Origin of the sequence: Tautonia marina (assembly GCF_009177065.1) — a bacterium.
GTDB classification, from domain to species: Bacteria; Planctomycetota; Planctomycetia; order Isosphaerales; family Isosphaeraceae; genus Tautonia; species Tautonia marina.
The window spans coordinates 39,966-62,426 of sequence record NZ_WEZF01000019.1 but is presented as its reverse complement, the minus strand read 5'-3'; the positions used below and the strand labels follow the sequence as shown (position 1 = coordinate 62,426).

Genomic DNA, 22,461 nt, shown 5'->3' with positions numbered 1-22,461 from the left:
CTTCGAACGGCCCGCCACCAATCGTCCTGCCGAACCGTGACGCAAGCTTCATCGAAAACGCCGATGTGATTTGTGGGTTGATTTGTCCCTGGTGAGTGTGTGCTTGGCTCGCGGATGAACTGCTTCCGATCGCCCCTGGATTGCGGGGAGCGTCTCGCCCCATGCGTTTTCGTCCGATCCCCGTTCGGCTCCCCTCCTTCAGGAACGAGGGCGACGGACCTCCCCTTTGAGCCAGCTTGCCACACGGAACAGCTCTGCATGTCCGTACGGCAGGTTTCCACCGGGCAAGCGGCCCGGCTCGTAGAGAATGTTCAAGACCCGATCGAGGACCGGCAACCTGGGGCATCGCCAGCGGCCCTCACGGTCGAGAATCGCCTCAGCCGTCTCTCCCCGATGCGTGCGGAACACGACCGCTCCGATGATCGCATGCGGAGCGGGGGGCGGGTGCAGGTCGTTCGCCGAAGGGGTTCGAAGGTCCTCGGCAGGATGCTCGGCCGAGAAGGGAGCCGGAAGACCCGATCGGCAGAAACACGAGAACATAACGATCTCCTCAGCCCGGTGGGGATCGCAGTCGGTTACCATGCCGAGAACTCTAGCATAGTGGACTTGCGTACACAAGCGCAAATTCAAGAAACGGGACTGGCCTCCCGTCGGCGTGCGAACAGGCCCACCGCGACTTCGAGAAGCCGTGCGATCGAGAGGTCGTCCCCAAGGCAGGATGACCTGGAACTGCTGGCGCTCCGGATCGACAGCCTCAGGTCAGGGTGCAGGAGTCGGAGCGGGGTGTTCCGAGTCGGACACCGTCGCGACTGATCGTCCACGAGCAACGGGCCCTGCTCCCCCAGCGGATCACCGCCATGGATTGCGGCGATAAGAACCACAAACGGCCACGTCATCCTCCGCGACGACCCGGCCTTGCATCAACCACGAGCCAGGTGCGCTTGTGTTCGACTGGGGCTTCGGGAGCAAAGTCGACCTCCGGAATGCTCGATGTGACGCCCGGCTGCACCGAGATCAGGCTCAGCGCCAGGGAAACTCCGGAGTGACCGGCTTGCCGGTGACCTGCGATCGGACGATCGACCAGAACTCTCGGACCTTTGTACGGACGGGCCCCGACTCCATCCCGAGAATCTTGTAGATCAGACCGGCATCGTTCGGGAGTCGGCTCACCCCGGAGGCCATGTTCTCACGTTTGTCCCAGAGAGCGGGGACCTGATCGAAGATTGCGTCGGCGTGCTCGCGAGGAGTCAGGAGGATGACGTTCCCGAAGACGTCGAAATCCCCCATGATTCCGATGCGGCTGGCAGGCGAGCGGGCTGGCTCGATCACGAACTTCTCGACGAAGAGCTCGGCTCCCGAGGGCCGATTTGCCCGGACCGTCGAGGAGAACAGGTCGAACTGGAATCGCTCGCCTTCGCGATAGTACTTACGCCCAGCCATGAGGATCTCTGCGTAGAGGAGCGTCGCCGCGGGAGCGATCCGGATTCGGGTGCGGCTGAGGAACCGGGAGTGCCGGAAAGGGATGACCGGGTCGGGGAGGTATTCGAGATACGCGCCGTCCTCCAGGATAATGTCCTGCTCCTGGGAGGCGTAATTCGCATCCATCTCGTGGATCTTCGTGGCCGCCTGGGTCGTGATGTGGCCGCAGGCGCCGGGCCCAGCGACGAACTCCATGGTGTAGCGGTCACCCTGGAGGATCCCGCCGGCGTTGCTGATGATGTGGACGACGGGCAGGCCGGGCATTCCCTCGTCGCAGTAGAGGGCACGCTGCACGAGGAGGGGAGCGCGGCGGTCCATGAAGCCGAGGATGGAGCGGTTGCCCCGGTCATCGAAGCGCAACCGGAGCGATGCAACCTTGCCGAAGGAACCGCTGGGGAGTTGTTTCGGCTCGTCCTGATACGGGGCGAGTTCCGGGGCGTCGATGATCATGCTCCGGCCGCCGGCAACTGGAGATCGAACAGAACATTCTCCCGGATCAGGTCGACGAGTTCTCGGATCCCCTCACCGGTCTTGCAGTTGGTGAAGAGGAACGGCTTGTCGCCGCGCATTAGTCGGGAGTCGTGGTCCATGACTTCGAGGCTGGCCCCGACATAGGGTGCCAGGTCGGTCTTGTTGATGACGAGGATGTCGGACTGGGTAATCCCGGGGCCGTTCTTGCGGGGGATCTTGTCGCCGGCGGCCACGTCGATGACGTAGATGAAGAAGTCGACCAGGGCCGGGCTGAAGGTGAGCGTGAGGTTGTCGCCGCCGCTCTCGATGAGCACGACGTCGGTGTCGGGGAACTTCGCCTCCATATCCTCAACGGCGGCGAGGTTCATGCTGGGGTCCTCGCGGACGGCCGTGTGCGGGCAGGCGCCGGTCTCTACGCCGAGGATACGCTCCTCGATGAGCACGCCTTTGAGCGTGCGCTGCACGTGCTTGGCGTCTTCGGTGGTCACAACGTCGTTGGTGATGACCAGGACCCGGATGCCCATCTCGATGAGCATCGGGGAAATGGCCTCGATGATGGCCGTCTTCCCCGACCCGACGGGGCCGCCGATTCCGATGCGAGTGATCTTCTTCATAGGTCCGTGTCGTCCCGTATCTCAGTTCATGAACATGCGGACGGTCGCCTTCACGTGAGCGGAGGCAACGATGTCCATTACCGGCGCGAAGGCCGCCATGTCGTCGATCGAGGCCGAGGCGATCTGCTTGTAGTGGGCCTCGGCCTCGGAGTTGACGCGGAAGAGGATCGCCTGGGCGTCAAGGTAGTGAAGGCGCATCAGTCGCAACGACGCGGCGACCATCATACTCGCCAGGCCATACTGATGCACCGCGAACGCGTCCTGCTCCGACAGGCCGAGGGAGGAGAACACGAGGGCCTGGCCTATGGGGAAACATCCGGGGGCATCTCCGCGGCGAATGGCGGCGAGCCAGGAGGAGCAGACGCTGGGACCGAGCACATGCTCGGCCATCTCGGCGAGCTTGCGACCCATCCGCACCGTCATGGTGCGCATCTCCTCGTTGAGCTTGCGATTGGCAACGGCAAAGTCCGCGTCCACGATGCGGCCGAGGTCATCGTCCCGCGCGGCTCGGAACGCGGCAAGCACCGCGATCCCGTCAGACGTGGCCGCCTGATGGAGGGCCGTACCGATGAATTGTTCCAGGGTTGCCGTATCCTGGACGATGCCAAGCTGCACCGCCGACTCCAGCCCGTTGGAGAACGAGAAAGCGCCCACCGGGAGCACCGAGTCGCCGAATTGAAGGACGCGCATCAACTCGGGGATCGTTGGCACGTTCGACCTCGCTCAGGCTCAATGATGATGGTGATGATGCGGGTGGTCGTGGTCGTGGCTAGGCCCGTCGCCGTGCACATGGGAGTGCGGCGTCGAGTCGGCGCCCCCGAACAGCCGGCGGGCCTCGTGGGGGGCGAGGTAGGGGATGACCTCGGCTCCGGGGAGGAACTCGTAGGAGATCCCCTCGAATGCATGGGTCCGCATGACGGAGGCCATCACCTTGCGATCGACCGTCAGCGGCACGTAGACGGCATTCCCCTTGACCACTGCCGGCCAGTGCTGGTTCCCCAGCGCGTGGCCAAGCTCGACGCAGGAGCGGACCACCATCGCGGGGTCCTTCGAGAGCAGGTCGTCGAGCCGGATGACCATCACCTCCTGGAGGACGATCCGGGCGACCACGCCCCGCCGGGCCTCTGGATCCCAGAGCAACAGGTCGCCGTCGTGGAGGTGCGTGTTCCGCTCCAGCGAGAGGGCCAGTTCGGTACCGCCCTCGGTCTTGCGACGGAAGCGATTCTTCTGGGCCTGCCACTGGTCGAGGCGGAGGACATCGAGATCCGCCCCTTCGAGTAGAGCCTGCCAGGACGGGTGATTCACATTCCCGAGGACGGATTCCACGAGGATCATCGAGGGCTCCTGTCAAGTTGCGGCGCGGCAAGCCCGACCCCGGACCGTCGCACAAGGCCTCTCCGAGCCGCAGGCTGAGTTCGACGAAGATCAGGCCCAGGGAGAGGCTGGCCGCCAGGTCGACTAGACCGCCCCAAGCCCCTCCAGGTTGTTCTCGCGTCCAGAGGCGAGCTTACCGGCGGCGATCCCGACCAGCCAGAGGGCCGATCCCTCCACCGATGGACGCCAGGGCTGGGGCTGTTCCGTTCAAGGATATTTGCTTCCTTATGAGTTCGGTGGGGTTTGCGTCGGCCTGCCCCGACGAAGAGGAAGGCCGACGCTGGCTCAACTGAAGAAATAGAGCTGGTTCAGAGCGATCGACTTCGGCGGGGTGACGGTAATATGCTCACCCTCGATCGTGACGGCGAAGGTCTGCGGGTTCACGTCGATCTTCGGCAGGTAGTCGTTCCGGACCATGTGCCGCTTGGTGAGGACCCGGGTTCCGACGACGGGTTCGACCATTCGGGTCAGGCCGTACTGCTCCTTGACGTTCAGGTCGTAGGCCAGCCGGGAGACGAACGAGATGCACGTCTTCTGCGTGGTCGAGCCGAAGGCACCGAACATTGGGCGGTAGACCATCGGTTGGGGGGTGGGAAGCGAGGCGTTGGGGTCACCCATGTTCGCCCAGACGATGAATCCACCCTTGAGGACGAGTTTCGGCTTGGCTCCGAAGAAGGCCGGTTCCCAAAGGACAAGGTCGGCGAGTTTGCCCGGGGTGATCGAACCGAGGACATGGGAAATCCCGGCGGTGATGCAGGGATTGAGCGTGACCTTGGCCAGGTAGCGGAGGGCCCGGAAGTTGTCGTTGCCCGGGGCGTCCTCACTGAGCTTGCCGCGGGCTTTCTTCATGGCGTCGGCTGTCTGAAAGGCACGGAGGAAGTGCTCGCCGATGCGACCCATGGCCTGCGCGTCGCTGCCGATCATCGAGATCGCCCCCAGGTCGTGAAGGACGCTCTCGGCCACGATCGTCTCGGCCCGGACCCGGCTCTCGGCGAAGGAGACGTCGGAGGGGATCTTCGGGTTGAGGTTGTGGCAGACCATGATCATGTCGAACAGCTCGGCCACCGAGTTGACGCCGCAGGGGAGCGTCGGGTTGGTTGAGCTGGGCATGACGTTCGGCTGGCCGACCACCTTGAGCAGGTCGGGAGCGTGGCCGCCGCCCGCCCCCTCGGAATGGTACGTGTGGATCGTTCGGCCGTCGAAGGCGGCGATTGAGTCTTCGACGAAGCCCGACTCGTTGAGCGTGTCGGTATGCACCGCCACAGAAACGTCGTATTCCTCGGCCACCGACAGGCAGCTTCGGATGGCGGACGGGGTTGTCCCGTAGTCCTCGTGGATTTTGAACCCGGCCGCCCCGGCGCGGAGCTGCTCGACCAGCGGGGCGTGGCCGCTGCTGTTCCCCTTGCCCTGGAATCCCCAGTTAATCGGCAGCCCCTCGGCGGCCCGGAGCATCATCTCCAGGTTCCAGGGGCCGTTGGTGGTGGTGACGCCGTTGGTGCCATCGGTCGGGCCGATTCCGCCCCCCCAGAGGGTGGTGATGCCGTTGGACAGTGCGTGCCAGACCTGCTGGGGGCAGATGTAATGGACATGGGTGTCCATGCCGGCGGCGGTGAGGATCAGGTGCTCGCCGGAGATCGCATCGGTCGAGGTGCCGGTGACGAGCCCTGGGGTCACATTGTCCATCGTTCCCGGATTGCCGGCCTTGCCGATCCCCACGATCCGGCCGTTGCGGACTCCGACGTCGGCCTTGATGACGCCGAGGATCGGATCGAGGATCGTGACGTTGGTGATGACGAGGTCGAGGCAGCCGGCCTCCTGGGTCAGCTGGTTGTCGGACCCCATGCCGTCGCGGAGGGTCTTGCCGCCGCCGGTGATCAGCTCGTCGCCGTAGACGCGGAGATCCTTCTCAATCTCGACGTAGAGGTCGGTGTTGCCGAGCCGGATCTTGTCGCCAACGGTCGGGCCGTACAGGTCGGCGTACTGCTTGCGAGAGATCTTCATGGTGCCGTGTCCCCGGGTCCGGTGCCTTGATGCCCTACTTGGTCGATTTGAAGCCTTGCTGCCGGGCCCGCTCGACGGCGGCGTCGAAGTTTGGGCGGTAGTCGGGCGTAGGACCGTCTCCCGTCCAGCCATCGACGAGGTTGTTGAAGCCGACGCAGAACTGCTTGCCGCCCATCGGGACGAGTGTCACCTCCTTCTCGTCCCCTGGCTCGAAGCGGATGGCCGTGCAGGAGGGGATATTCAAACGCATGCCGAAGGCGGCCGTACGGTCGAATTCCAGGTAGCGGTTCGTCTCGAAGAAATGAAAGTGCGAGCCAATCTGGATTGGTCGATCGCCGGTGTTCCGGACCTTCAACGTCACCGTCGGCCGCCCGGCGTTGAGCTCGATCTCCCCTTCGGCGAGGATCAGGCCGCCAACCGGAGCCTGGTCTGGATTGTCCGAGTGCGCTGACGCGTCGGGGTGCCGCTGCCACGAACCGACGCCCTTGTTTTCGGAATCTGCCACGATTCGTCTCCTCGGGCCGGGGCCCGTTTCCGCCTGTGGGACGTTCGGGTCACTTGATGGGTTCGTGCACGGTGACCAGGCGGCTCCCGTCGGTGAAGACCGCCTCCACCTGGACGTAGGGGATCAGTTCGGGAACCCCCTCCATCACGTCCGCGGCGGTCAGCACCTGGGTCGCCTCGGTCATGACCTCCTCAACCGACTTCCCCTCGCGGGCCCCCTCCATCGCCGAGGCGCAGATGATCGCCATGGCCTCCGGGTGGTTGAGTTTCAGGCCCTTGGCTTTGCGTCGCTGGGCGATGTCCGCCATCTGGTAGATGACCAGCTTCTCCATCTCTCGGGGCGTCAGATGCATGGGTCGACTCCGACTCCAGGGGGCTCTCACCGGTCGCGGCGACGTTGATCGAGGATCGGATTCTCCTCCGCCCGATCGCCGGGTTCCAGGCCCGGCACCCGACCGAGGGCGAGGCACTTAGTTCTTCACAAAGGCTGACTCCAACACACCGACCGCCAGGATGATCCACGATGCCGCGACGAACGGCGCCGTCAACGGCGGGATCCCCAGCATCCTGGGAAAAAACTCGGTCAGCGGCACGGAGACGACTGCGGCCAGGGCGGGGATGAGTAACGACGGCCGCCAGATGAAAATGGCGATCGCCGCCAGTGCGGCGTTGTAACCGTAGATGCCGATGGAGATCGACTCGATTGGATCGTCGTGGTAAACCGCCACCGCCGTGCCGATGAGCGAGCCGAGCAGGGCGAGGGTCGCATGCCGCCAGTTGCTCAGAGCGATGCCGACGATGAACAGGATGCCTGTGACGATGTTCGCACCGAACATCACCTCGGCCGCTCCCCGGAAGACCTCGTTGAGGAAGCCGACCGGCGTGTGTTCCGGAGGCGCCGGTGGCACGTCAAGCGTCGTGCCGGCGATCTCGTGCACCAGGATGAGCAGCAGCCAGGTGACCACGATGAACGGCGACGTGTAAGTTGGGAACTTCAAATACCGTCGCATCAGGTAGGTAACGGGGCTCGATGCGGCACAACCGACCAGAACGAGCCCCCAGGTCCAGGGGACCGGCCTGAGGTAGAATACCAGGGCGATCCCGACCAGGGTCGCGTTGAACCCGTAGATGCCGTCCACGATCTCCTCGCGGTCGAATTTCAGCAGTCGGGCCACCAGCGGGCCGACGACCGCGCCGATGGCCGCCCCAACACCCATCAAGGGTGATGCAACCGCGATTCCGATCAGGAAGAGCGTCCCCGTGCCTGCATGCCCTTGAAACATGACTTGCCCGATCCCCCGGAGGAGAACCCGGGCGATGTCGAGCGGCGCATCGGTCTTGGGGGAGGAGGCGGCCAGGTCTGCTGATGACATGATCGCGACGAGCCTCGAGCATTCAGACAGAAGAACTCCGCCATGATTTGGCGACGAGCATCTCCGAAATTGACTCCCGGTCGGCTCCCACGTGCAGCGAGACGAATCAGGGAGTAAGAGCTTTTGGCAAACGAGATTCTCTCGTCTCTGGGCTCATTATAGTTCTCACCAATCTGCCGGTTCTATCATGTTATTGCTCCCTTTCAATTTTTCTCCTCGATCGCTCACCGGCCTGATATTCCTCCCTCGAGACAGCCAGCTTTGCCGCCTGCGCCGAGGACACCTTCTGATGGACTTTTGTAAGAATGTCGACGGTTGGCCAGGGTGACTTCTCTCCAATCACGATCGAGGGACGTCTGGTCGCAACCTTGCTGATGCTCACCGGGGCCGGGCTCGTTGGGACCGTCACAGGGTCGATGGTCTCCTGGTTCGGGAGCGCGCCATTGGAGTCTCGGGATCAGGAACTGAACCGGATCCTGGCCGAACACAAGGAAATCCAGGCGGAGATCGATGCTTTGAGGCCCACATTCGTGGATTCGTCCTCGATCCCAGCGCGGGGGAGCATTGCCGGGCAGCAAATCCATCGAGCCAAGAGCTAACGAAGGAGCAATTCTCGGTAAGCCTTGGGGGTCAGCCCCACCTGCCGTCGGAAGAACGTGGTGAGGTGGCTCTGGCTGGAGAACCCCGATTGCAAGGCGATGTCGGCGATCGAGAGGCACCCCGTTTCCAGCATCCCCTTGGCTCGCTCGATCCGCAGGTGGATCAGGTACTGGTGCGGGGTTTCTCCCACGACACGTTTGAACTGGCGGAGGAAGTGATAGGGGCTCAACCCCACAAGGTCTGCCAGATCTTCGATCGTGATCGCGGTGCCGTCCTCGTCATGAAGGCGCTCGGCGGCGGGCCGCAGTCGGGCCGCCGAAACGGAGCTACGTTCCGGCCCGAAGAAGATTCCCACGGAGGAATGATGACGTAGGAGGTGCATCGTTGCCTCCACCTGAAGCTCCTCCACCCGGAGGCGTGACGCCAGGGCAACGGCTGGTTCCAGGGCAATGGCGACTCGACGACCGAGGTCAACCATCCGGGCGTCCTCGGCGCCGAGTCGGGGGAACAGGGCGACGCCGGACAGCGTCCGATCCAGTTCCCGCTCGGCGGTTCGATGCAGGACGGCGGCATCGATGTTCCAGTTGAGCACATCGGGCAGGCCTGAGGTCTGGAAAGTATGGGCTTCCATTGCCGGAAACAGACTGAAAACCCCTCGACCGTGCCACCGCCTCTTGATCCTTGCCCCGGTCTTCCAATCGACCCGGAACTCCTGCGGGCCGATCGGCACGCAAAGCTGGTGGAACTTGCTCAGAATCGTCATCGGTTCATCGACGCCACCGATGCTGTGGATGACCCGCAGTCCGTCCCAGCCGTAAGCTGAACTGCTGGCGAGGATTCGGAGTTTGATCAGCTCGGGGGAGAACGGGGTGGCCCCATCCTCGAAAAGGACTCGAGTCAGTTTCGTCATGGAGCCTCCTTCTCCGCGACTCTCCTCAGAGAGGTCACGAAGAATTCCCAGATTCGATAACCCTCCGTTCGACGATCGGAGACGGCAGAAAGGGCCTCATATCCATGCAAGTCCACCGTATCGATCAGGCGATGCGGTGTCCAGTTGTTGACACTCGATGTGTCGAACCTCAGCGGCCCATATCAAGAAGTTGCGGTGCTGGCTCCTTCAGGATCGATCAAGCCGATTGTGCCGGCTGGTCGATATCTGATGCCGGAGACTGGCGAGTTCATCGTGGTCGTGGAGACTCCGAAATTTCTAGGAACCTCTGGTCCCGGTGGATTGGGGCGCGACCGGGTCGGAAGCTGACCGGGGTTCAATTCCTTGGGAGGAGCCTGTCGATGTTCCGAGAGGTAAGAGTCGAGGTGGCCGCCCTGAGCGGGAATTCCGGCAGACAGGTTGTCGCCCTGATGGCCCTCGGGATTTGGCTCGCCTGGTCCCCGGTCGCGAGGAGCCAGGTTCGGACCCCGGACGTCCCTCCTCCATCGGGTGCGCCTGTCCCGGATCTCCCGCCGGTCCTTGAGGGGGAGGACTCGACCCCGCTCGCGCCAACTCCGTCGTCCTCCGACCCGATGGTCGAGGAACTGCGCCAGCTCCGAGCGGAGGTGGCCGAGATGCGGACACTTCGCGAGGAGGTTGTCCGGCTGAGGAGCGAGATGGAGATGATGCGGCAGGGCGAACTGGCGGGGTTCCAGCAGGTCCAGCCGTCAGCTCCCGGGACCACATTCGGAGCACTTGCTGACGGCGCGATGGCCCCCATGACCACGCGAGGGGGGGCACCCGCGCCCCGAGTCACCACGACTTACTCCGGGTCGAGCACGATGACCGAGGTCTTCGGCGATCCCGACCATCCCACCCGCGACAACTTCCCGCTGAGCCCCAGCTACCGCTACAACCTGGGCACCGGTGCCCTGGGCGGCGGCGGCTACCTGCATCTTGGTGACGAGGAAGGTGAGTTCTCAATGAATCTCACCAACCAGGTTACGCTCGATGGAACGTTTTATGATCGCGCGAACATGCCGACAATCGAGCAGGGGTTCAACGTCCCATTCGCTCGTACGTTTATCTATGGCAACGTGACCAAAAACTGGCTGTATCAGGTCGGCACGCAGGGTTTCCTTGGCCAGTTTAACCTGCTCGATGTCTGGGGAGCCTACCGCTTCAGCGACGCCCTCACCGTCCGTTTCGGCAAGGGACTCACCCCCCCGTTGTACGAATACTACGGATTCTCACCGGCGATGGAGCCGGTGATCACCAACTCGCCCCTCTTTCAGTTAGCCGGCAAACGTCAGCTCGGAGTGATGGCCTCGGGGAACCTGTTCGACGGACGACTCCAGTGGTGGTCCGGAGTCAACAACCCTGGCACCAGCTTCTGGTATGCACTGAATGACAATGTTGAATTTAACGGGGCCATCACACTGACTCCCTTCGCTCCCAGCGATAGCATCCTGAAAGCTCTTGGCGGCGGTGTGGGCTTCTCGTCCGGTTACGATACTTACCGGCTGAACCCGGGTGAGCAGATCGCGTTCATCAACGGCGCGGGTGAACCCACGACGAACTCCGAATTTGTCACCTCGACAGGTATACCGTTCTTTACCTACAACGAGGGAATCATTGCCCGAGGGGTTCGAACGCGGGTCGCACCCCATTTCTTCTGGTTCGGGCGGTTCAGTGTGCTCGCGGAATACATGAACTTCAGCCGTGTTCTCGAAGACGTGACCACCCGTGGCCGTTCGACACAGCATGCATATTATATCAATGCTTCATACTGGCTGACCGGTGAGCGAGATTACGCAGGCAACGGCTTCCAGGGCTATTCGACCGTCGCACCGCTGCGACCCTGGCGACCGAGTCGTGGCCAGTTTGGGCCGGGTGCCTGGCAGCTCGCTGCGCAATGGTCGGAATTCAACGTCGGAACCGGCGACTTCGCCCGCGGCTTTGCCGATCCGCGTACCTCGACCAACCGGATGGGCCAGCTGATGACCGGCGTGAACTGGTGGCCCAACCGATACACGCGCCTGTCATTCAATTACCTCTGGACCGGGCTAAACCGAGCGATCCCGGTCAACGGTCCCGAACCGATTGATACCTGGGGAACCTTCTGGTTCCGTTACGCCATGTTCTTCTGAGCGGTGGCGGACATCCCTCGGAGTTCAACCCGATTTGGGATCCGCCCGACCTGCCCCCGAGGTCAGATGTTCGGGACGGCCAGGCGGAGGGGAGATGGCGCGGGTTCTCGCGGCAAGTGTCTCGCTCTGGATCGCGCTCGCAGCCCCCGGCCAGCTCACCCTCGGCCAGGAGCCCGCGCCGGAATTTGCCCCACCCGGGCCGGTGGCCGAGCGGCGAGGAGGCAGCCCCGTCGAACGGACCCTCGACGACCTGATCTCCGACGTCATCATCTTCCAGGGCTCCTCTCGCGGCCGGGGCGATCGCGACTCGCGTGAGGGCTCGCCGCTCGACCCGACATCCGATTTGCCGGTCAATCGCCTGCTCGGACTTGAACGCAGTCGCGTCCGGATCCACGGCTGGATCCAGAACAGTTTCACCGGGAACCCTGCCTCGCCGGCCAACGGCCACAACTTCGGCGTGAACCCGAACGACCTCGCCAATCAATGGATGGGCAACCAGTACTACCTGATCGTGGAGGATCCCATCGAGCAGGGCGAAGGCCTTAACTTCGGCTTCCGATTCGACAACCTGTTCGGCAACGACTGGCAGTTCAACCACATGCACGGGCTTTTCGACGACACTTTTCAGCTAAATCGCTTTGCCGGCTACGACCCGGCCCAGTTCTACGCCGAGGTCCACCTGCCTGTGCTCACAGAGGGCGGTCTCGACATCCGAGGCGGCCGCTGGTACACCATCGCCGGCTATGAGGGCGTGCCCGCCGTCAGTCGCCCGCTCCTTTCCGTCCCCTACATGTTCGACTACGGCCAACCGTTTACCCACTTTGGCGTGCTGACGACACTGTACGTCTCCGATCGCGTCAAGTTGTTCAACGGCGCCATCAACGGCTGGGACCGCTTCGTCAACGACCATTACGATTGGGGATATGTTGGTGGATTCAGTTGGGATTCCCCCGACGGCCGCTCCCACCTGGCCTTCACCTGTCTCTGGGGGCCGAACCAATTCCCCCGCTTCCTGCCCGCTCATACACAGATTTTCCCGACCGGCTATGTCAACATCCCTTCGCTCGCCGGTCTCCCCAACCCGGGCTATCGCCGCAACGATCGCACCCTCTTCACCACGGTAATGACCCGGAACTGGACCGACCGCCTCCTTCAGGTTCTCGAATTCGACCAGGGCTGGGAGCGTTCCATTCCCGGCCTCGGATCGGCCGGTCGGAACGGCCTACCCGCGTCCGACCAGTGGTACGCGGTTGGCAACTGGTTCTTGCTCGAGCTGACCGAGCCCGTCTCTCTCGTCCTCCGTACCGAATGGTTCCGCAACGTGGCCGGCTCCCGCACCGGCTTCCCCGGCGACTTCTTCGAGGTGACGTTCGGCGCGGTCCTCAAACCAAGCCGTCGCCTCTGGATCCGCCCCGAGGTCCGATACGACTGGGCCCATCCCAGCCGACCTTACGACAACGGCACATCCGGTGACCAACTCACGATCGGCCTCGATATGATCCTGATCTTCTGACCCACCATCTCGGTGGACCCGGATCGCCTCGATTCCCGCCGAGGTCGCAGACCTTAATCTTGGCGCGCGAGAGGATCGATCACCTCGGCCCAGTACCGTGCCCGATCGTCCTGGGGTGCCATCGCCTCGGCTCCTCCCCAATAGGTGAAGCATTCAGCATGGCCAATCTCAAACCATCAGGGAAGGTGGGCTCAGCCGGACGCCACCCACTGCTCCGCCTGGTCCATGCCGATCTGGGCCGCTTGCCGCCGCATCCGCGCCCCAGCTCGTCGAGGTCCATCAGCCCGGCCTGGTAGCGGGCCGCCGGTGGATGGGCTCCGGAGGTCGCGTCGCCGCGGTCAGGCCGGGGGTTGAAGAGCTTGCCCACCCAGGCCATCCGCCCGTCGGCCTTCGCCCCCGCGGCCCCTGGATGCCCAGGCCCGTGGCCTCGACGCTGGCATAGGCGACGGGGCGAAGGTGCTGATAGAGGCGTTCGGCTTCGGCGGCGTGTTCCGGGGTCAGTTCGGAAAGCGACATCGCCGGGCCCTCCGTGAACGGATCATCGCAGAATCGGGGCGAACCCATCAGCAGTCTTCGTTGCACGCAATTAATCGAGACGCTCACCCATTGACCCACCGGCCAATCCGGCCCCAGTTCCTTCTGGACATTGCACCAGCCTCCTTTGTAAGATAAGATCAACCTGGTTGAAGCACTTTGACCTGGCCGATCCCTGCTTTTCGATTTCATTTCCGAGATTATTTTCCGAATTTTTTTAGAAAACCCTCTTATTCAAACACATCCTTGAAGTTGGCCTCTGCGTTTTCTTTATGCACCCGTAGCTCAATTGGATAGAGCATCAGTCTTCGGAACTGAGGGTTGTAGGTTCGAGTCCTACCGGGTGTACTTCCGACAACACGCGACCCCGAGACGACTCAACCCGTCTCGGGTTTTGCTTTGCGCCGACTCGGGCTAGGTGGGAAAACATCAGCGTTCCCGTCTGTATCCGACTCGAAACGCTCCGTTCCGACTCCTGCGCGCTGCCCATGCGCTGCCAGGATCGGGCCATCGGCTCCCGTTCGGGCCAGTATCGCGGCCTCGGTTCGCGGGGGCGTGTTGCTGGGATTCAGGGCAGGAAGGGCGTTCAGGGAGGCCGACTGGCCATGCAGGCTGACATGGGCGTAGCGTTCGAGCGTCAAGACGGGCGTGCTATGGCGGGCGAGTGACTGAACCGACTTCACCGGGGTGCTCGACATGGCCCGCAAGGTGATGAAGGTGAGGCGGAGCGAATAGAAGTCGCACACTCGGCCCGAGTCATCCCTGTACGGGATCCCAGCAGCTTCCAGATCGACGCGGAGCATCCGGGCGGGTTTCTCAGGGAGGGCGAACACGGGCGTCCCGGCGGGTTTGCGGGCGATCCAGGAGCGGAGCAGTTCGACCAGGTCGGCTCGGATCGGCTGGACATCTTTCCGGCGGCGCTTCGAGGAGGAACTGGAGACGACGATCGCGGGCGGGTATGGTCCAGGCGGAAGGAGGCCGGGGTCAGGCTGCGAAGCTCTCCTGCTCGGAACCCAGTCCCCAGGGCCACGGCGTAGAGCATCCTGCGATCCGGCCCGCTCATGCCATCGACCACCGCGCCAGCGTCGGCCGCTCGCAAAAGGGCGACGATCTCCTGCTCACTCAGCGCCCGACGGTCATCTCACAAGTTCCACCCCGGGAATCGGCCACTTGACGGAGCCGAGCCAGGATGAGGGCAAACCGAGCCGCATGGGCTCGCAGCTTCGACCACCGCCACACCCCCGGAATCGTCTCCTGGCAACGACTCCGGGATGGCGGGGGGCGCCAAGCAACAGCTCGTGCTTGTGCTCATCATCTGCTATTCGAAATTTTCAACTGTCAGAATCGTGCGAACAAGCCTGGCGGGAGGCGATCAGGCCCGTCCGCCCTCAGGTCGACCCGCCCGTGAGCCTCGCTGCCTCGGCATCGATCATGTCGGGTTCGCCGAGCTTCGCGATCAGCTGGTCGGTGCTGGTCGGGTCGACGACTCGGCAACTCTCGGTCAGCTTCGCGGCCAGCTCGCGCAGCTCGTCACGCCAGGTGAGGGCGGAGGGGCCGGCGTCGACGTCGAGGGCGCAGGCCCGTTCGAACTCGCCGCAGAGCATGATCATCCGCTGGACGTGGCGGAAGACGATCCCCTCCTGCTTGGTCAGGTCGAGGCTCGTCACGAACTTATTGAAGTTGCCGTCGTACGCGATCAGCTCGCCGGCGCACCAGATCGGGTGCGAGTGGACGTCGGCGAGGTCGGGGTAGCGGTGGTCGAAGTAGAGCCGGAGCTTCTCCGCCAGGGCCGGCGGCCTCTTCTCCCACTCGGGCCGGTCGTCCTCCTCCTCGTCCTCCTCGTCGACCTGCGCGGCCATGAGCCCACGCTGGATCAGCTCCGCGTCGAGCATCGAGCTGGCGAGGGCGCCCGATTCGAGCAGCTTGAGCGGGACCCGGAGCCGCTTCCGGACCGGACCGGGCATCTCCAGGGTACTCTCCATCGCCTGCACGCGCTCGTCGGCATCGGCCCCGGCGAGGATCTCGGTTAGGAAGGCGCCGTAGAGCGGATGGATGCTCCGGAACGCGAGCAGCTTCCCCAACGAGGGCGTCGGCTGGGCGAGGGTCGGCGTATAGGGTGTCGGGGGCTCGCCGGCCTCCGGGGGCGGCGGGGGCTCGGGGTCCAGGGTCACGAACCCACCGTCGTGCAGCGCCAGCAGCATCCGGTCGAGCGCCTTCTCGCCCGCGGCGATCCGCGGGTCGTCCATCAGCCGCTTGCGGACCGCGGCGCGGATGCCCTCGACTTCCGGCGAGACCTCAAGCAGATAGGCCAGCAGCCGCCACGGCAGCGGACCCCTGCTGGAGAGCTTGCCGGGCGGGGCGGCCTGGAGCTGGTTGAAGTGCCCCTCGACCCAGTACTGCTCGTTCTCGCGGCGCCTCGGCCTCTTTTTCTTGAGGGCCTTTTTCGCCTTCAACAGGCCCGGGTCGCGGGTGTCCTCGGGGATGGCGTCGTACTTCACCCTCCACCGCTCGATATCGACGTCGTCGGGGTGGGCCAGGGCATAGACATACCCCCGGTTGTCGAACTGCGGGCGGCCGGCTCGGCCGAAAATCTGGTGGGCGATGCTTGAGCCGATCAGCTTCTTCGCGCCGAAGGGGCCCTTCACCAGCGACGAGAGCACCACCGAGCGCGCCGGCAGGTTGATACCGGCCGCCAGGGTCTCGGTGCAGACGACGACCGGGAGGAGCTTGCGCTGGAAGAGGTCCTCGACGGCCAGGCGATACTTCGGCAGGAGCCCCGCGTGGTGGACGCCGACCCCCCGGTGGAGCAATCGCTTGAGCTTGGGGCCGGCCCCCTGGCTCAGGTCGAGCGCGTTGATCCGGTCGTGCAGCTCCTTCTTCTGCGTGTCGGAGATGTTGAGGTCCTTGCCCATGACGTTTTCGGCGACGCTCCAGCACTCCTCGCGGTCGAAGCAGAAGACCAGGGCGGGCGTCCGACGTCCGTCCTCGTCGCCGGCCGCCATCACGACGAGCTGCTCGTTGAGGAACAGGTCGGGCACCCATTCGTAGGTCAGCGGCACCCGACGTTCCTTGCCCTCCACGACCGCGATCGTGCGGTTGTGCTGCCTCGCCAACCAGTTAACGAACTCGGCCGAGTTCCCGACCGTCGCCGAGAGCAGGAGGAGGCGGACATGGCTGGGCAGCATGCCGAGCGACAGCTCCCAGACAATCCCGCGCTGGATCTCGGCGAAGTTGTGGAACTCGTCCATGACGCAGGCCGTCACGTCCGAGAAGTCGAACCGGTTGAGCAAGCGGTTCAGGAGGATCTCGGCCACGACGACGAGCACCGGGGCCTCGGGGTTGACCTTGCGGCTCCCGGTGACCATCCCCACGTCCTCGCGGCGGAACCCCCATTCCACGGCCCGGTCCTGCATCTCCTGGAATTTCTGCTCGGTCAGCGCGATCAAGGGGGTCGTGTAGTAGGCCTGCTTGCCCGTATGGAGCGCCTCAAAGAGGGCCGCCTCGGCGATCAGGGTCTTGCCCGTGCCCGTCGGGGCGCAGACGAGGACCCCCTGCTCGGACTCGAACCAGGCCTCCAGCGCGGCGTCCTGGACGGGATACGGTTCGTAAGGCAACTGGTCCACATACCGCACGTACAACTCGTCTCGCGTCGGAATCTCCAACGGCATCGGCCGCAATCTCCCGGTCTGGTGGGCAGGAACTCCATCGAGCTTCCCTCGCAACGGTCGGACTGTCCACGCGAGGCTCCCCCCAGTGTGACCGCCGACGCGCTTTCACGAAACCCGGTTGCCCCTGGACGCGACGCGCGAGAACGCAAGTTCGGGGTGCCCTCACCAGGTCAACCGACGCCTCTGCTCGCTCCGGTGTGATGGCCTGCGAGGTCGTCGGGCCGACACGTCCGCATCACCAAGTGGCAATGCAGCGACTCCGGCACGCCGAACGGGGGGCCAGGCCGACGCCTTGACCCACCGCAAGGCATTTAGAAAAAGTGTCGAAATGACATGGCACCGGCCCGAGACGCCGGCTTTCGGGATGGCGATGCCTGGTCGTCATTGGCCGAGTTCTGGGCTCGTGGCTGCCCCAGGCAGGGCAGGGTCGCCGGCTCCTGGAACCGCAACCGGGCCGAGGGATCGAGCCCCGGCTCGGCCAAAGACAGCACCGCCAGCTTCTCCTGCTGAAAGCATTGGATCTCGATGACGCACATGCTTGATATACCCGATCCTCCTCACCAAACTGTTTATCTGCAATTGTTTGGAGGAAGGCCGCGAAGATTGACGCCACGCGCCCACCCGGCCTAGAGTGTCGGGGGCAACATCGCCGGGCTCGGACAGCTGCAGGGAGAATACCATGACAGCGCCGCACGAGATGAACCGCCGGGCATTCATGAAGTCCACCGCCGCCGCCACCGCCACGGCGGCCGTCGCGACGACGACGCAGGCCAAGGACTCGCAGGATGACGGGCTGATTCACCGCAACGAGCGGGACGGCATGCCGTACCGCAAGCTCGGCCGGACGAATTTCCTGTGCAGCCGCCTCGTCTTCGGCGGCGGCGCGGCATTGGTGGGCGGCAGGGGTGTGCGGTTGCTCGAGGTCGCGTTCGACGCGGGCGTGAACTTTTACGATCTCGGATCGGACGTCTTCTACAAAGGGAGCGAGCGGGCCTTCGCCCCCTTCCTCGCGAGGCATCGCGGTGAGATCTGGGTCACGTCCAAGGCACCGTTGCGTCCCGTCGACGGACACGAGCCGGGCAAGCCGTTGACCGCCGCGCAAGGGAAGTTCCTGGCCGATTACTGGTCGGGGCTGCTCGATGCGAGCCTCGCCGATCTCGGTACCGACTACGTGGACGCCTACTACCTGATGCAGGTCAACGACCCTGCGGTCATCCGTTGCGAAGAGCTGCACGAGGCCTTCCTGAAGGCAAAGCAGGCCGGGAAGGTCGGCCATTGGGGCGTGAGTACCCACAATCAGGCGCAGCACGTGCTCGAGGCGATGATCGAGACGGACTGGTACGACCTCGCCATGATCGCCATCACCCCCGCCGGGTGGTACGACTACCACACGTTCCGTCTCATGGAGGGGACACCGGCGATGGTCGATCTCCAGCCCATCCTCCAGCGTGCCCGCGAAGCCGGCATCGGCCTCGTGGGAATGAAGGCGGCCCGCTACCTGGGAGGCAAGGAACAGGAGAACGCCTTCGACGGACATTACAGCGAGAAGGTCCTGCAATCGGGGCTTTCGCCCTGGCAACGGGCTTACGCCTACGTCCTGGCCCACGGCGTCGACGTCGTCAATAGCGACATGCAGAACCTGGCCCTGATCAAGGAGAACATCGTGGCCGTTCAGCGCTCGGCGGAACTCTTCGCCACGGCCTGATCGTCCTGAGTCTGCCGTGCCACCCTGGGATCGTCCTGGGCGGCGTTGGATGGAATAGAAGCCCGCGCTGACCTGCGCGGTTCTCTCGACGATTGTGAAATCTTCAACGGGTTCGAATCGGCGACGTCGTGGCCAGATTCGACGATCGCACGCGGGGCCTCGCCGAAAAGGCCCCGCACGGTCCCTCGGTCAGTTCGGGGTGGTTAGTCTTTCGAGCAGGAAGGTCATGGCCTTGAGGGTCGCATCGCGGTCGTTGATCGCCGTGACGCCGGCGATGACGTCCCCAACCTGGCAGACGCCGTCGAAAAAGCCGCCGCCCACATCGGCAACCAGGACCGACACCCCTTCGATCTGGGCCGATTCGGGCATGTCGCCGAATTCGTCGAGGTAGGCCTTGTACTGGGCCAGGACGGCCGCGGCGTCGTCCGCGGAGTTGCTCCGTGCGACGAAGGCGGTGAACTCGGTCTCGCCGTCGTTGTATTCGGCGAGGAACACATTGGACAAAAAGTCGAGGCCCAGGGCGTCGACCATGACGTACTGGACCGTCTCTTCGACCCGATGCTCCTCCGGGAGCACGGCGAGCCCCCAGAGTTCCGCCGCTTCGCTGTTCAGGCGCTTCGCCAGCGTCTCGGCCAGGACCGACGCGGCCTTCTGGACCTCCTCGTCGGCACCGGATGTCAGGATCGACGCATAGTACTGGCCCTTCCGGAAGAACAGATCAGCCTTGCTGCGGTGGCCGCCGTCGCCGATGGCGATGGACTCGCTGCCGGGCGGGCGCTCGACCGAAGCAATGCCGAAGGCGCCGAGGGGGGTGGTCATGTCGTAGAGGAAGACGTCGATGAACTGAGCCGGGTCGTCCGCCCTGGCGAAGGTGACGAAGGTCATGCCGGTAACGTCGTAGGCGTGGAACAGCTCGGACCGGCCGTTGATCTTGTCGTACAGGTTGACCTCGGTGTAGCGTTCGACGAGGCTTTTTTGCGAGAAGCCTTCGGGCGTGAGGCCCTCGAGCGCCTGGGCGATGGTTTCGGTCACCGCCTTCATTTCCGGCGTGATCCTGGCGGGGTCGTACCCGCCGGAGCCGGCGAACTCCTGGGCGGTGACGAAGACGGGGAAGACAAACGGCAGCGTGGCCAGCAATCGGATCATGGCATCCTCCTTTTTCGGATCGGTGTTTCAACGTCAAGGTCGGGGAAATTGGAGTCGGCCGTTGCGACCGCCGGAATGACGGGCCGCCTCTCAGGATTGGTGCGACCGATCGAGGTCGGAACTCGATCGCAATGCGATCGTCAGAAGCTCGGGCAATGGAGGACTCCGCGGCGGGGACTACCAGGAGAGTTGACGACCGAGCCCCTCCCTGCGGGCGTTATCGACGGCCAATCGGGCGGCGGAGGCGTCTTGCACGGCGACCCCGACCGACTTGAAGAGGGTGACCTCATCGGGGCCCGTGCGTCCCGGTTTCCGCCCCAGCACGATCTCCCCGAGTTCGGCGACGACATGACCGGCCTCGATGCGGCCCGCTTGGAGCGGTTGGATCAGGTCTCCTGCCTCGATCCATGCCGCCTCGCGGCTGTCGACGACGACCCGGGCTCGGATGACCGTCTCGGGGGGCACCTCGGCGACTTCCGGGACATAGGAGCCGACGGCGTTGATGTGGGTGCCCGGGCGAACGTCGTCGTCCCGGAAGACGGGCGTCCGGGACGTGGTCGTTGTGCAGAGGATGTCGGCCCCGGCGATCGCCTCCGAGGCGGACCGTGCTGCGAGGAACCTGGCCTCGATGTCGGTCCGGCCGGCAAACTCCTCGATCAGCTCCTCCACCTTCGACGGCGTCGGGCTGTAGACCGCGACCGTCTCGATGGGCCGGACCGAGCAGATGGCCTCGACATGGGAGCGTGCCTGGACACCCGCCCCGAGGATGGCCAGCGATCGGGATTCGGGGCGGGCGAGCAGGTCGGTCGCCGCACCGGAGGCCGCGGCGGTCCGGATCGCCGTCAGCGCGGCACCATCGAGGAGCGCCTCGAGCCGTCCGGTCTCGGGATCGATGAGCAGCACCGTGGCCTGGATCCGCGCCAGGCCTCGTGCGCGATTCCCGTCAAAGAGCGAGACGACCTTGACCGCGAGCGCCTGGTCAGGCCGATCGGCCGCGTCGAGGAACGAGGACATGACGAGGCTGACGCCTGCGTTCCGCGGGATGGGCAGGACGGCCCGGTGGGGGACGACGGCGGAGCCGTCGCTCAGCGCGGCGAAGGCCCGCTTCATGGCCTCGACGGCCTGTCGCATCGGGAGGGCGCGGCGGACGTCGGCGGCGTCGAGGAGGAGCATGGGCGTGAAGTCCCTTGGAATCGGTGGAGGCCCGGACTACGATGCCACTCTCGCTCGGCATCCGAGGCCGACGGCAATCACGGGGCGGGCCCCGGCCCGACGAGGTGTCCTCACCATGAAGATCCGCCGCATCTCAGCCTACCGCGTCGATCTCCCACTCCACGAGGGGAGTTACAAGTGGTCGGGCGGGAAGTCGGTCTCCGTCTTCGACAGCACGATCGTCGCGATCGAGACCGATCAGGGCCTGACGGGCCACGGCGAGGTCTGCCCGCTTGGCCCCTTCTACCTCCCAGCCTACGCCAACGGGGCCCGCGCCGGAATCGCCGAGTTTGGCCCGCACCTGCTCGGAGAAGATCCCCGGCAGATTGAGCGGCTCAATCGCCGAATGGACGCGGCGCTCCAGGGGCACCCCTACGTCAAGTCGGCCATCGACATGGCCTGCTGGGATCTGCTCGGGCAGGCCTGCGGGCTCCCGGTGTGCCTCCTGCTGGGCGGCCGGTACGGCGACGACTTCGTGCTCTATCGCGCCATCTCCCAGGAGGCCCCCGAGGCGATGGCCCAACGGGTGGCGGGCTATCGGGCCGAGGGTTATCGCCGCTTCCAGCTGAAGGTCGGCGGCGATCCCGACGTGGACATCGCCCGGATTCGGGCCGTGGCCGCCGAGCTCCAGCCCGGCGATCGGCTGGTGGCCGACGCCAACACGGGCTGGTTGATGCACGACGCCCTCCGCGTCGTCCGCGCAGTGCGCGATGTGGACGTCTACATCGAGCAGCCCTGCCGCTCCTACGACGAGTGCCTGACCGTCCGTCGCCATTGCGACCATCCCTTCGTGCTCGACGAGAATGTCGATTCCCTCGAACTGCTCCTGCGGGCCCACGGCGATCGGGCGATGGACGTGGTAAACATCAAGATCAGCAAGTTCGGCGGCCTGACCCGCGCCCGGCAGGCCCGAGATCTCTGCGTCTCGATGGGCATCGCCATGACGATCGAGGACAGCTGGGGCGGCGACATCATCACCGCGGCGATCGCCCACCTGGCCCACAGCACACCGACGGAGTTCCTCTTCACCTCAACCGACTTCAACAGCTACGTGACCGTCAGCTCGGCCGAGGGTGCCCCCCGTCGGGTCAACGGCCGCATGGCCGCCTCGGAGGCGCCGGGCCTGGGCGTTTCGCCGAGGATGGACGTCCTCGGCGAGCCGGTCCTCGTGGTCGAGTAGCCCGAGATC

The 22,461-nt window shown here is 64.6% G+C and carries 20 protein-coding genes, 1 tRNA gene and 1 pseudogene; 6 read left to right on the top strand and 16 right to left on the bottom strand.

Annotated elements, in window-relative coordinates; genetic code table 11:
* Positions 1–198: 198 nt before the first annotated feature.
* From GA615_RS20710 to GA615_RS20670, 9 genes are all read right to left on the bottom strand, one after another.
* Positions 199–582: a hypothetical protein gene (locus GA615_RS20710; protein ID WP_161602463.1), complete on the bottom strand. Its 384-nt coding sequence runs from the start codon at positions 580–582 to the stop codon at positions 199–201.
* A 438-nt stretch (positions 583–1,020) separates the two neighbouring features.
* Positions 1,021–1,929, bottom strand: a complete 909-nt coding sequence (locus GA615_RS20705; RefSeq protein ID WP_152053234.1) for an urease accessory protein UreD — start codon at positions 1,927–1,929, stop codon at positions 1,021–1,023.
* Positions 1,926–2,564, bottom strand: coding sequence for an urease accessory protein UreG (ureG, locus tag GA615_RS20700; RefSeq protein WP_152053233.1), 639 nt, complete (start codon positions 2,562–2,564; stop codon positions 1,926–1,928). Before ureG ends, GA615_RS20705 begins: the two co-directional genes overlap by 4 nt.
* Positions 2,565–2,585: 21 nt before the next feature.
* Positions 2,586–3,254, bottom strand: a complete 669-nt coding sequence (locus GA615_RS20695; RefSeq protein ID WP_390622250.1) for an urease accessory protein UreF — start codon at positions 3,252–3,254, stop codon at positions 2,586–2,588.
* 39 nt (positions 3,255–3,293) lie between these two features.
* A complete protein-coding gene (gene ureE / locus GA615_RS20690) occupies positions 3,294–3,899 on the bottom strand; it encodes an urease accessory protein UreE (RefSeq protein ID WP_152053231.1) in 606 nt (201 codons plus the stop codon).
* 324 nt (positions 3,900–4,223) lie between these two features.
* Entirely contained in the window at positions 4,224–5,939 is a 1,716-nt protein-coding gene (locus GA615_RS20685; protein WP_152053230.1) for an urease subunit alpha, read from the bottom strand.
* A gap of 34 nt (positions 5,940–5,973) precedes the next feature.
* On the bottom strand, positions 5,974–6,348 hold the full coding sequence (gene ureB / locus GA615_RS20680) for an urease subunit beta (RefSeq protein ID WP_390622249.1): 375 nt from the start codon (positions 6,346–6,348) through the stop codon (positions 5,974–5,976).
* Positions 6,349–6,493: 145 nt separating this feature from the next.
* Complete coding sequence (locus GA615_RS20675; protein ID WP_152053228.1) at positions 6,494–6,796, bottom strand: urease subunit gamma; 303 nt, start codon at positions 6,794–6,796, stop codon at positions 6,494–6,496.
* Positions 6,797–6,913: 117 nt separating this feature from the next.
* The gene (locus GA615_RS20670; RefSeq protein ID WP_152053227.1) at positions 6,914–7,816 is read right to left on the bottom strand and encodes an urea transporter; all 903 of its coding nucleotides are present in this window, start codon (positions 7,814–7,816) and stop codon (positions 6,914–6,916) included.
* Positions 7,817–8,118: 302 nt separating this feature from the next.
* Here GA615_RS20670 and GA615_RS28775 point away from each other — a divergent pair.
* Positions 8,119–8,415: pseudogene (locus GA615_RS28775) on the top strand (potassium channel family protein); the annotation flags it as partial.
* Here GA615_RS28775 and GA615_RS20660 read toward each other — a convergent pair.
* The gene (locus GA615_RS20660) at positions 8,412–9,326 is read right to left on the bottom strand and encodes a helix-turn-helix transcriptional regulator (protein WP_152053225.1); all 915 of its coding nucleotides are present in this window, start codon (positions 9,324–9,326) and stop codon (positions 8,412–8,414) included. The pseudogene GA615_RS28775 and the gene GA615_RS20660 sit on opposite strands and share 4 nt — an antisense overlap.
* Positions 9,327–9,706: 380 nt before the next feature.
* Between GA615_RS20660 and GA615_RS20655 the strand changes: the two genes are divergently transcribed.
* Together GA615_RS20655 and GA615_RS20650 are read left to right on the top strand one after the other, a co-directional pair.
* On the top strand, positions 9,707–11,494 hold the full coding sequence (locus tag GA615_RS20655) for a porin (protein WP_161602462.1): 1,788 nt from the start codon (positions 9,707–9,709) through the stop codon (positions 11,492–11,494).
* Positions 11,495–11,588: 94 nt separating this feature from the next.
* Positions 11,589–13,007, top strand: coding sequence for an outer membrane beta-barrel protein (locus GA615_RS20650; protein ID WP_152053223.1), 1,419 nt, complete (start codon positions 11,589–11,591; stop codon positions 13,005–13,007).
* Positions 13,008–13,286: 279 nt separating this feature from the next.
* Here the strand turns inward: GA615_RS20650 and GA615_RS20645 are convergent, their stop codons facing one another.
* Positions 13,287–13,523, bottom strand: a complete 237-nt coding sequence (locus tag GA615_RS20645; RefSeq protein ID WP_152053222.1) for a hypothetical protein — start codon at positions 13,521–13,523, stop codon at positions 13,287–13,289.
* Positions 13,524–13,815: 292 nt separating this feature from the next.
* Here GA615_RS20645 and GA615_RS20640 point away from each other — a divergent pair.
* A tRNA-Arg gene (locus tag GA615_RS20640) sits at positions 13,816–13,889 on the top strand.
* A gap of 29 nt (positions 13,890–13,918) precedes the next feature.
* Here the strand turns inward: GA615_RS20640 and GA615_RS20635 are convergent.
* From GA615_RS20635 to GA615_RS27610, 3 genes are all read right to left on the bottom strand, one after another.
* Complete coding sequence (locus GA615_RS20635) at positions 13,919–14,344, bottom strand: hypothetical protein (protein ID WP_152053221.1); 426 nt, start codon at positions 14,342–14,344, stop codon at positions 13,919–13,921.
* 585 nt (positions 14,345–14,929) lie between these two features.
* Entirely contained in the window at positions 14,930–17,209 is a 2,280-nt protein-coding gene (locus GA615_RS20630) for a DEAD/DEAH box helicase (protein ID WP_152053220.1), read from the bottom strand.
* Positions 17,210–17,520: 311 nt separating this feature from the next.
* Entirely contained in the window at positions 17,521–17,745 is a 225-nt protein-coding gene (locus GA615_RS27610; RefSeq protein ID WP_161602461.1) for a hypothetical protein, read from the bottom strand.
* Positions 17,746–17,888: 143 nt separating this feature from the next.
* Here GA615_RS27610 and GA615_RS20625 point away from each other — a divergent pair, with 143 nt between their 5' ends.
* Positions 17,889–18,914, top strand: a complete 1,026-nt coding sequence (locus tag GA615_RS20625; protein ID WP_152053219.1) for an aldo/keto reductase — start codon at positions 17,889–17,891, stop codon at positions 18,912–18,914.
* Between the two features lie 189 nt (positions 18,915–19,103).
* On the opposite strand, the gene GA615_RS20620 is transcribed toward GA615_RS20625, so the two are convergent.
* Both GA615_RS20620 and GA615_RS20615 read right to left on the bottom strand, forming a co-directional pair.
* Positions 19,104–20,060, bottom strand: a complete 957-nt coding sequence (locus GA615_RS20620; RefSeq protein WP_152053218.1) for a DUF6599 family protein — start codon at positions 20,058–20,060, stop codon at positions 19,104–19,106.
* A 177-nt stretch (positions 20,061–20,237) separates the two neighbouring features.
* Positions 20,238–21,233 carry an ornithine cyclodeaminase family protein gene (locus GA615_RS20615; protein WP_152053217.1) on the bottom strand — a complete coding sequence of 332 codons (996 nt, stop codon included), beginning with the start codon at positions 21,231–21,233 and terminating at the stop codon, positions 20,238–20,240.
* Between the two features lie 115 nt (positions 21,234–21,348).
* Here GA615_RS20615 and GA615_RS20610 point away from each other — a divergent pair, with 115 nt between their 5' ends.
* A complete protein-coding gene (locus GA615_RS20610; protein WP_152053216.1) occupies positions 21,349–22,452 on the top strand; it encodes a cis-3-hydroxy-L-proline dehydratase in 1,104 nt (367 codons plus the stop codon).
* Positions 22,453–22,461 lie beyond the last annotated feature (9 nt).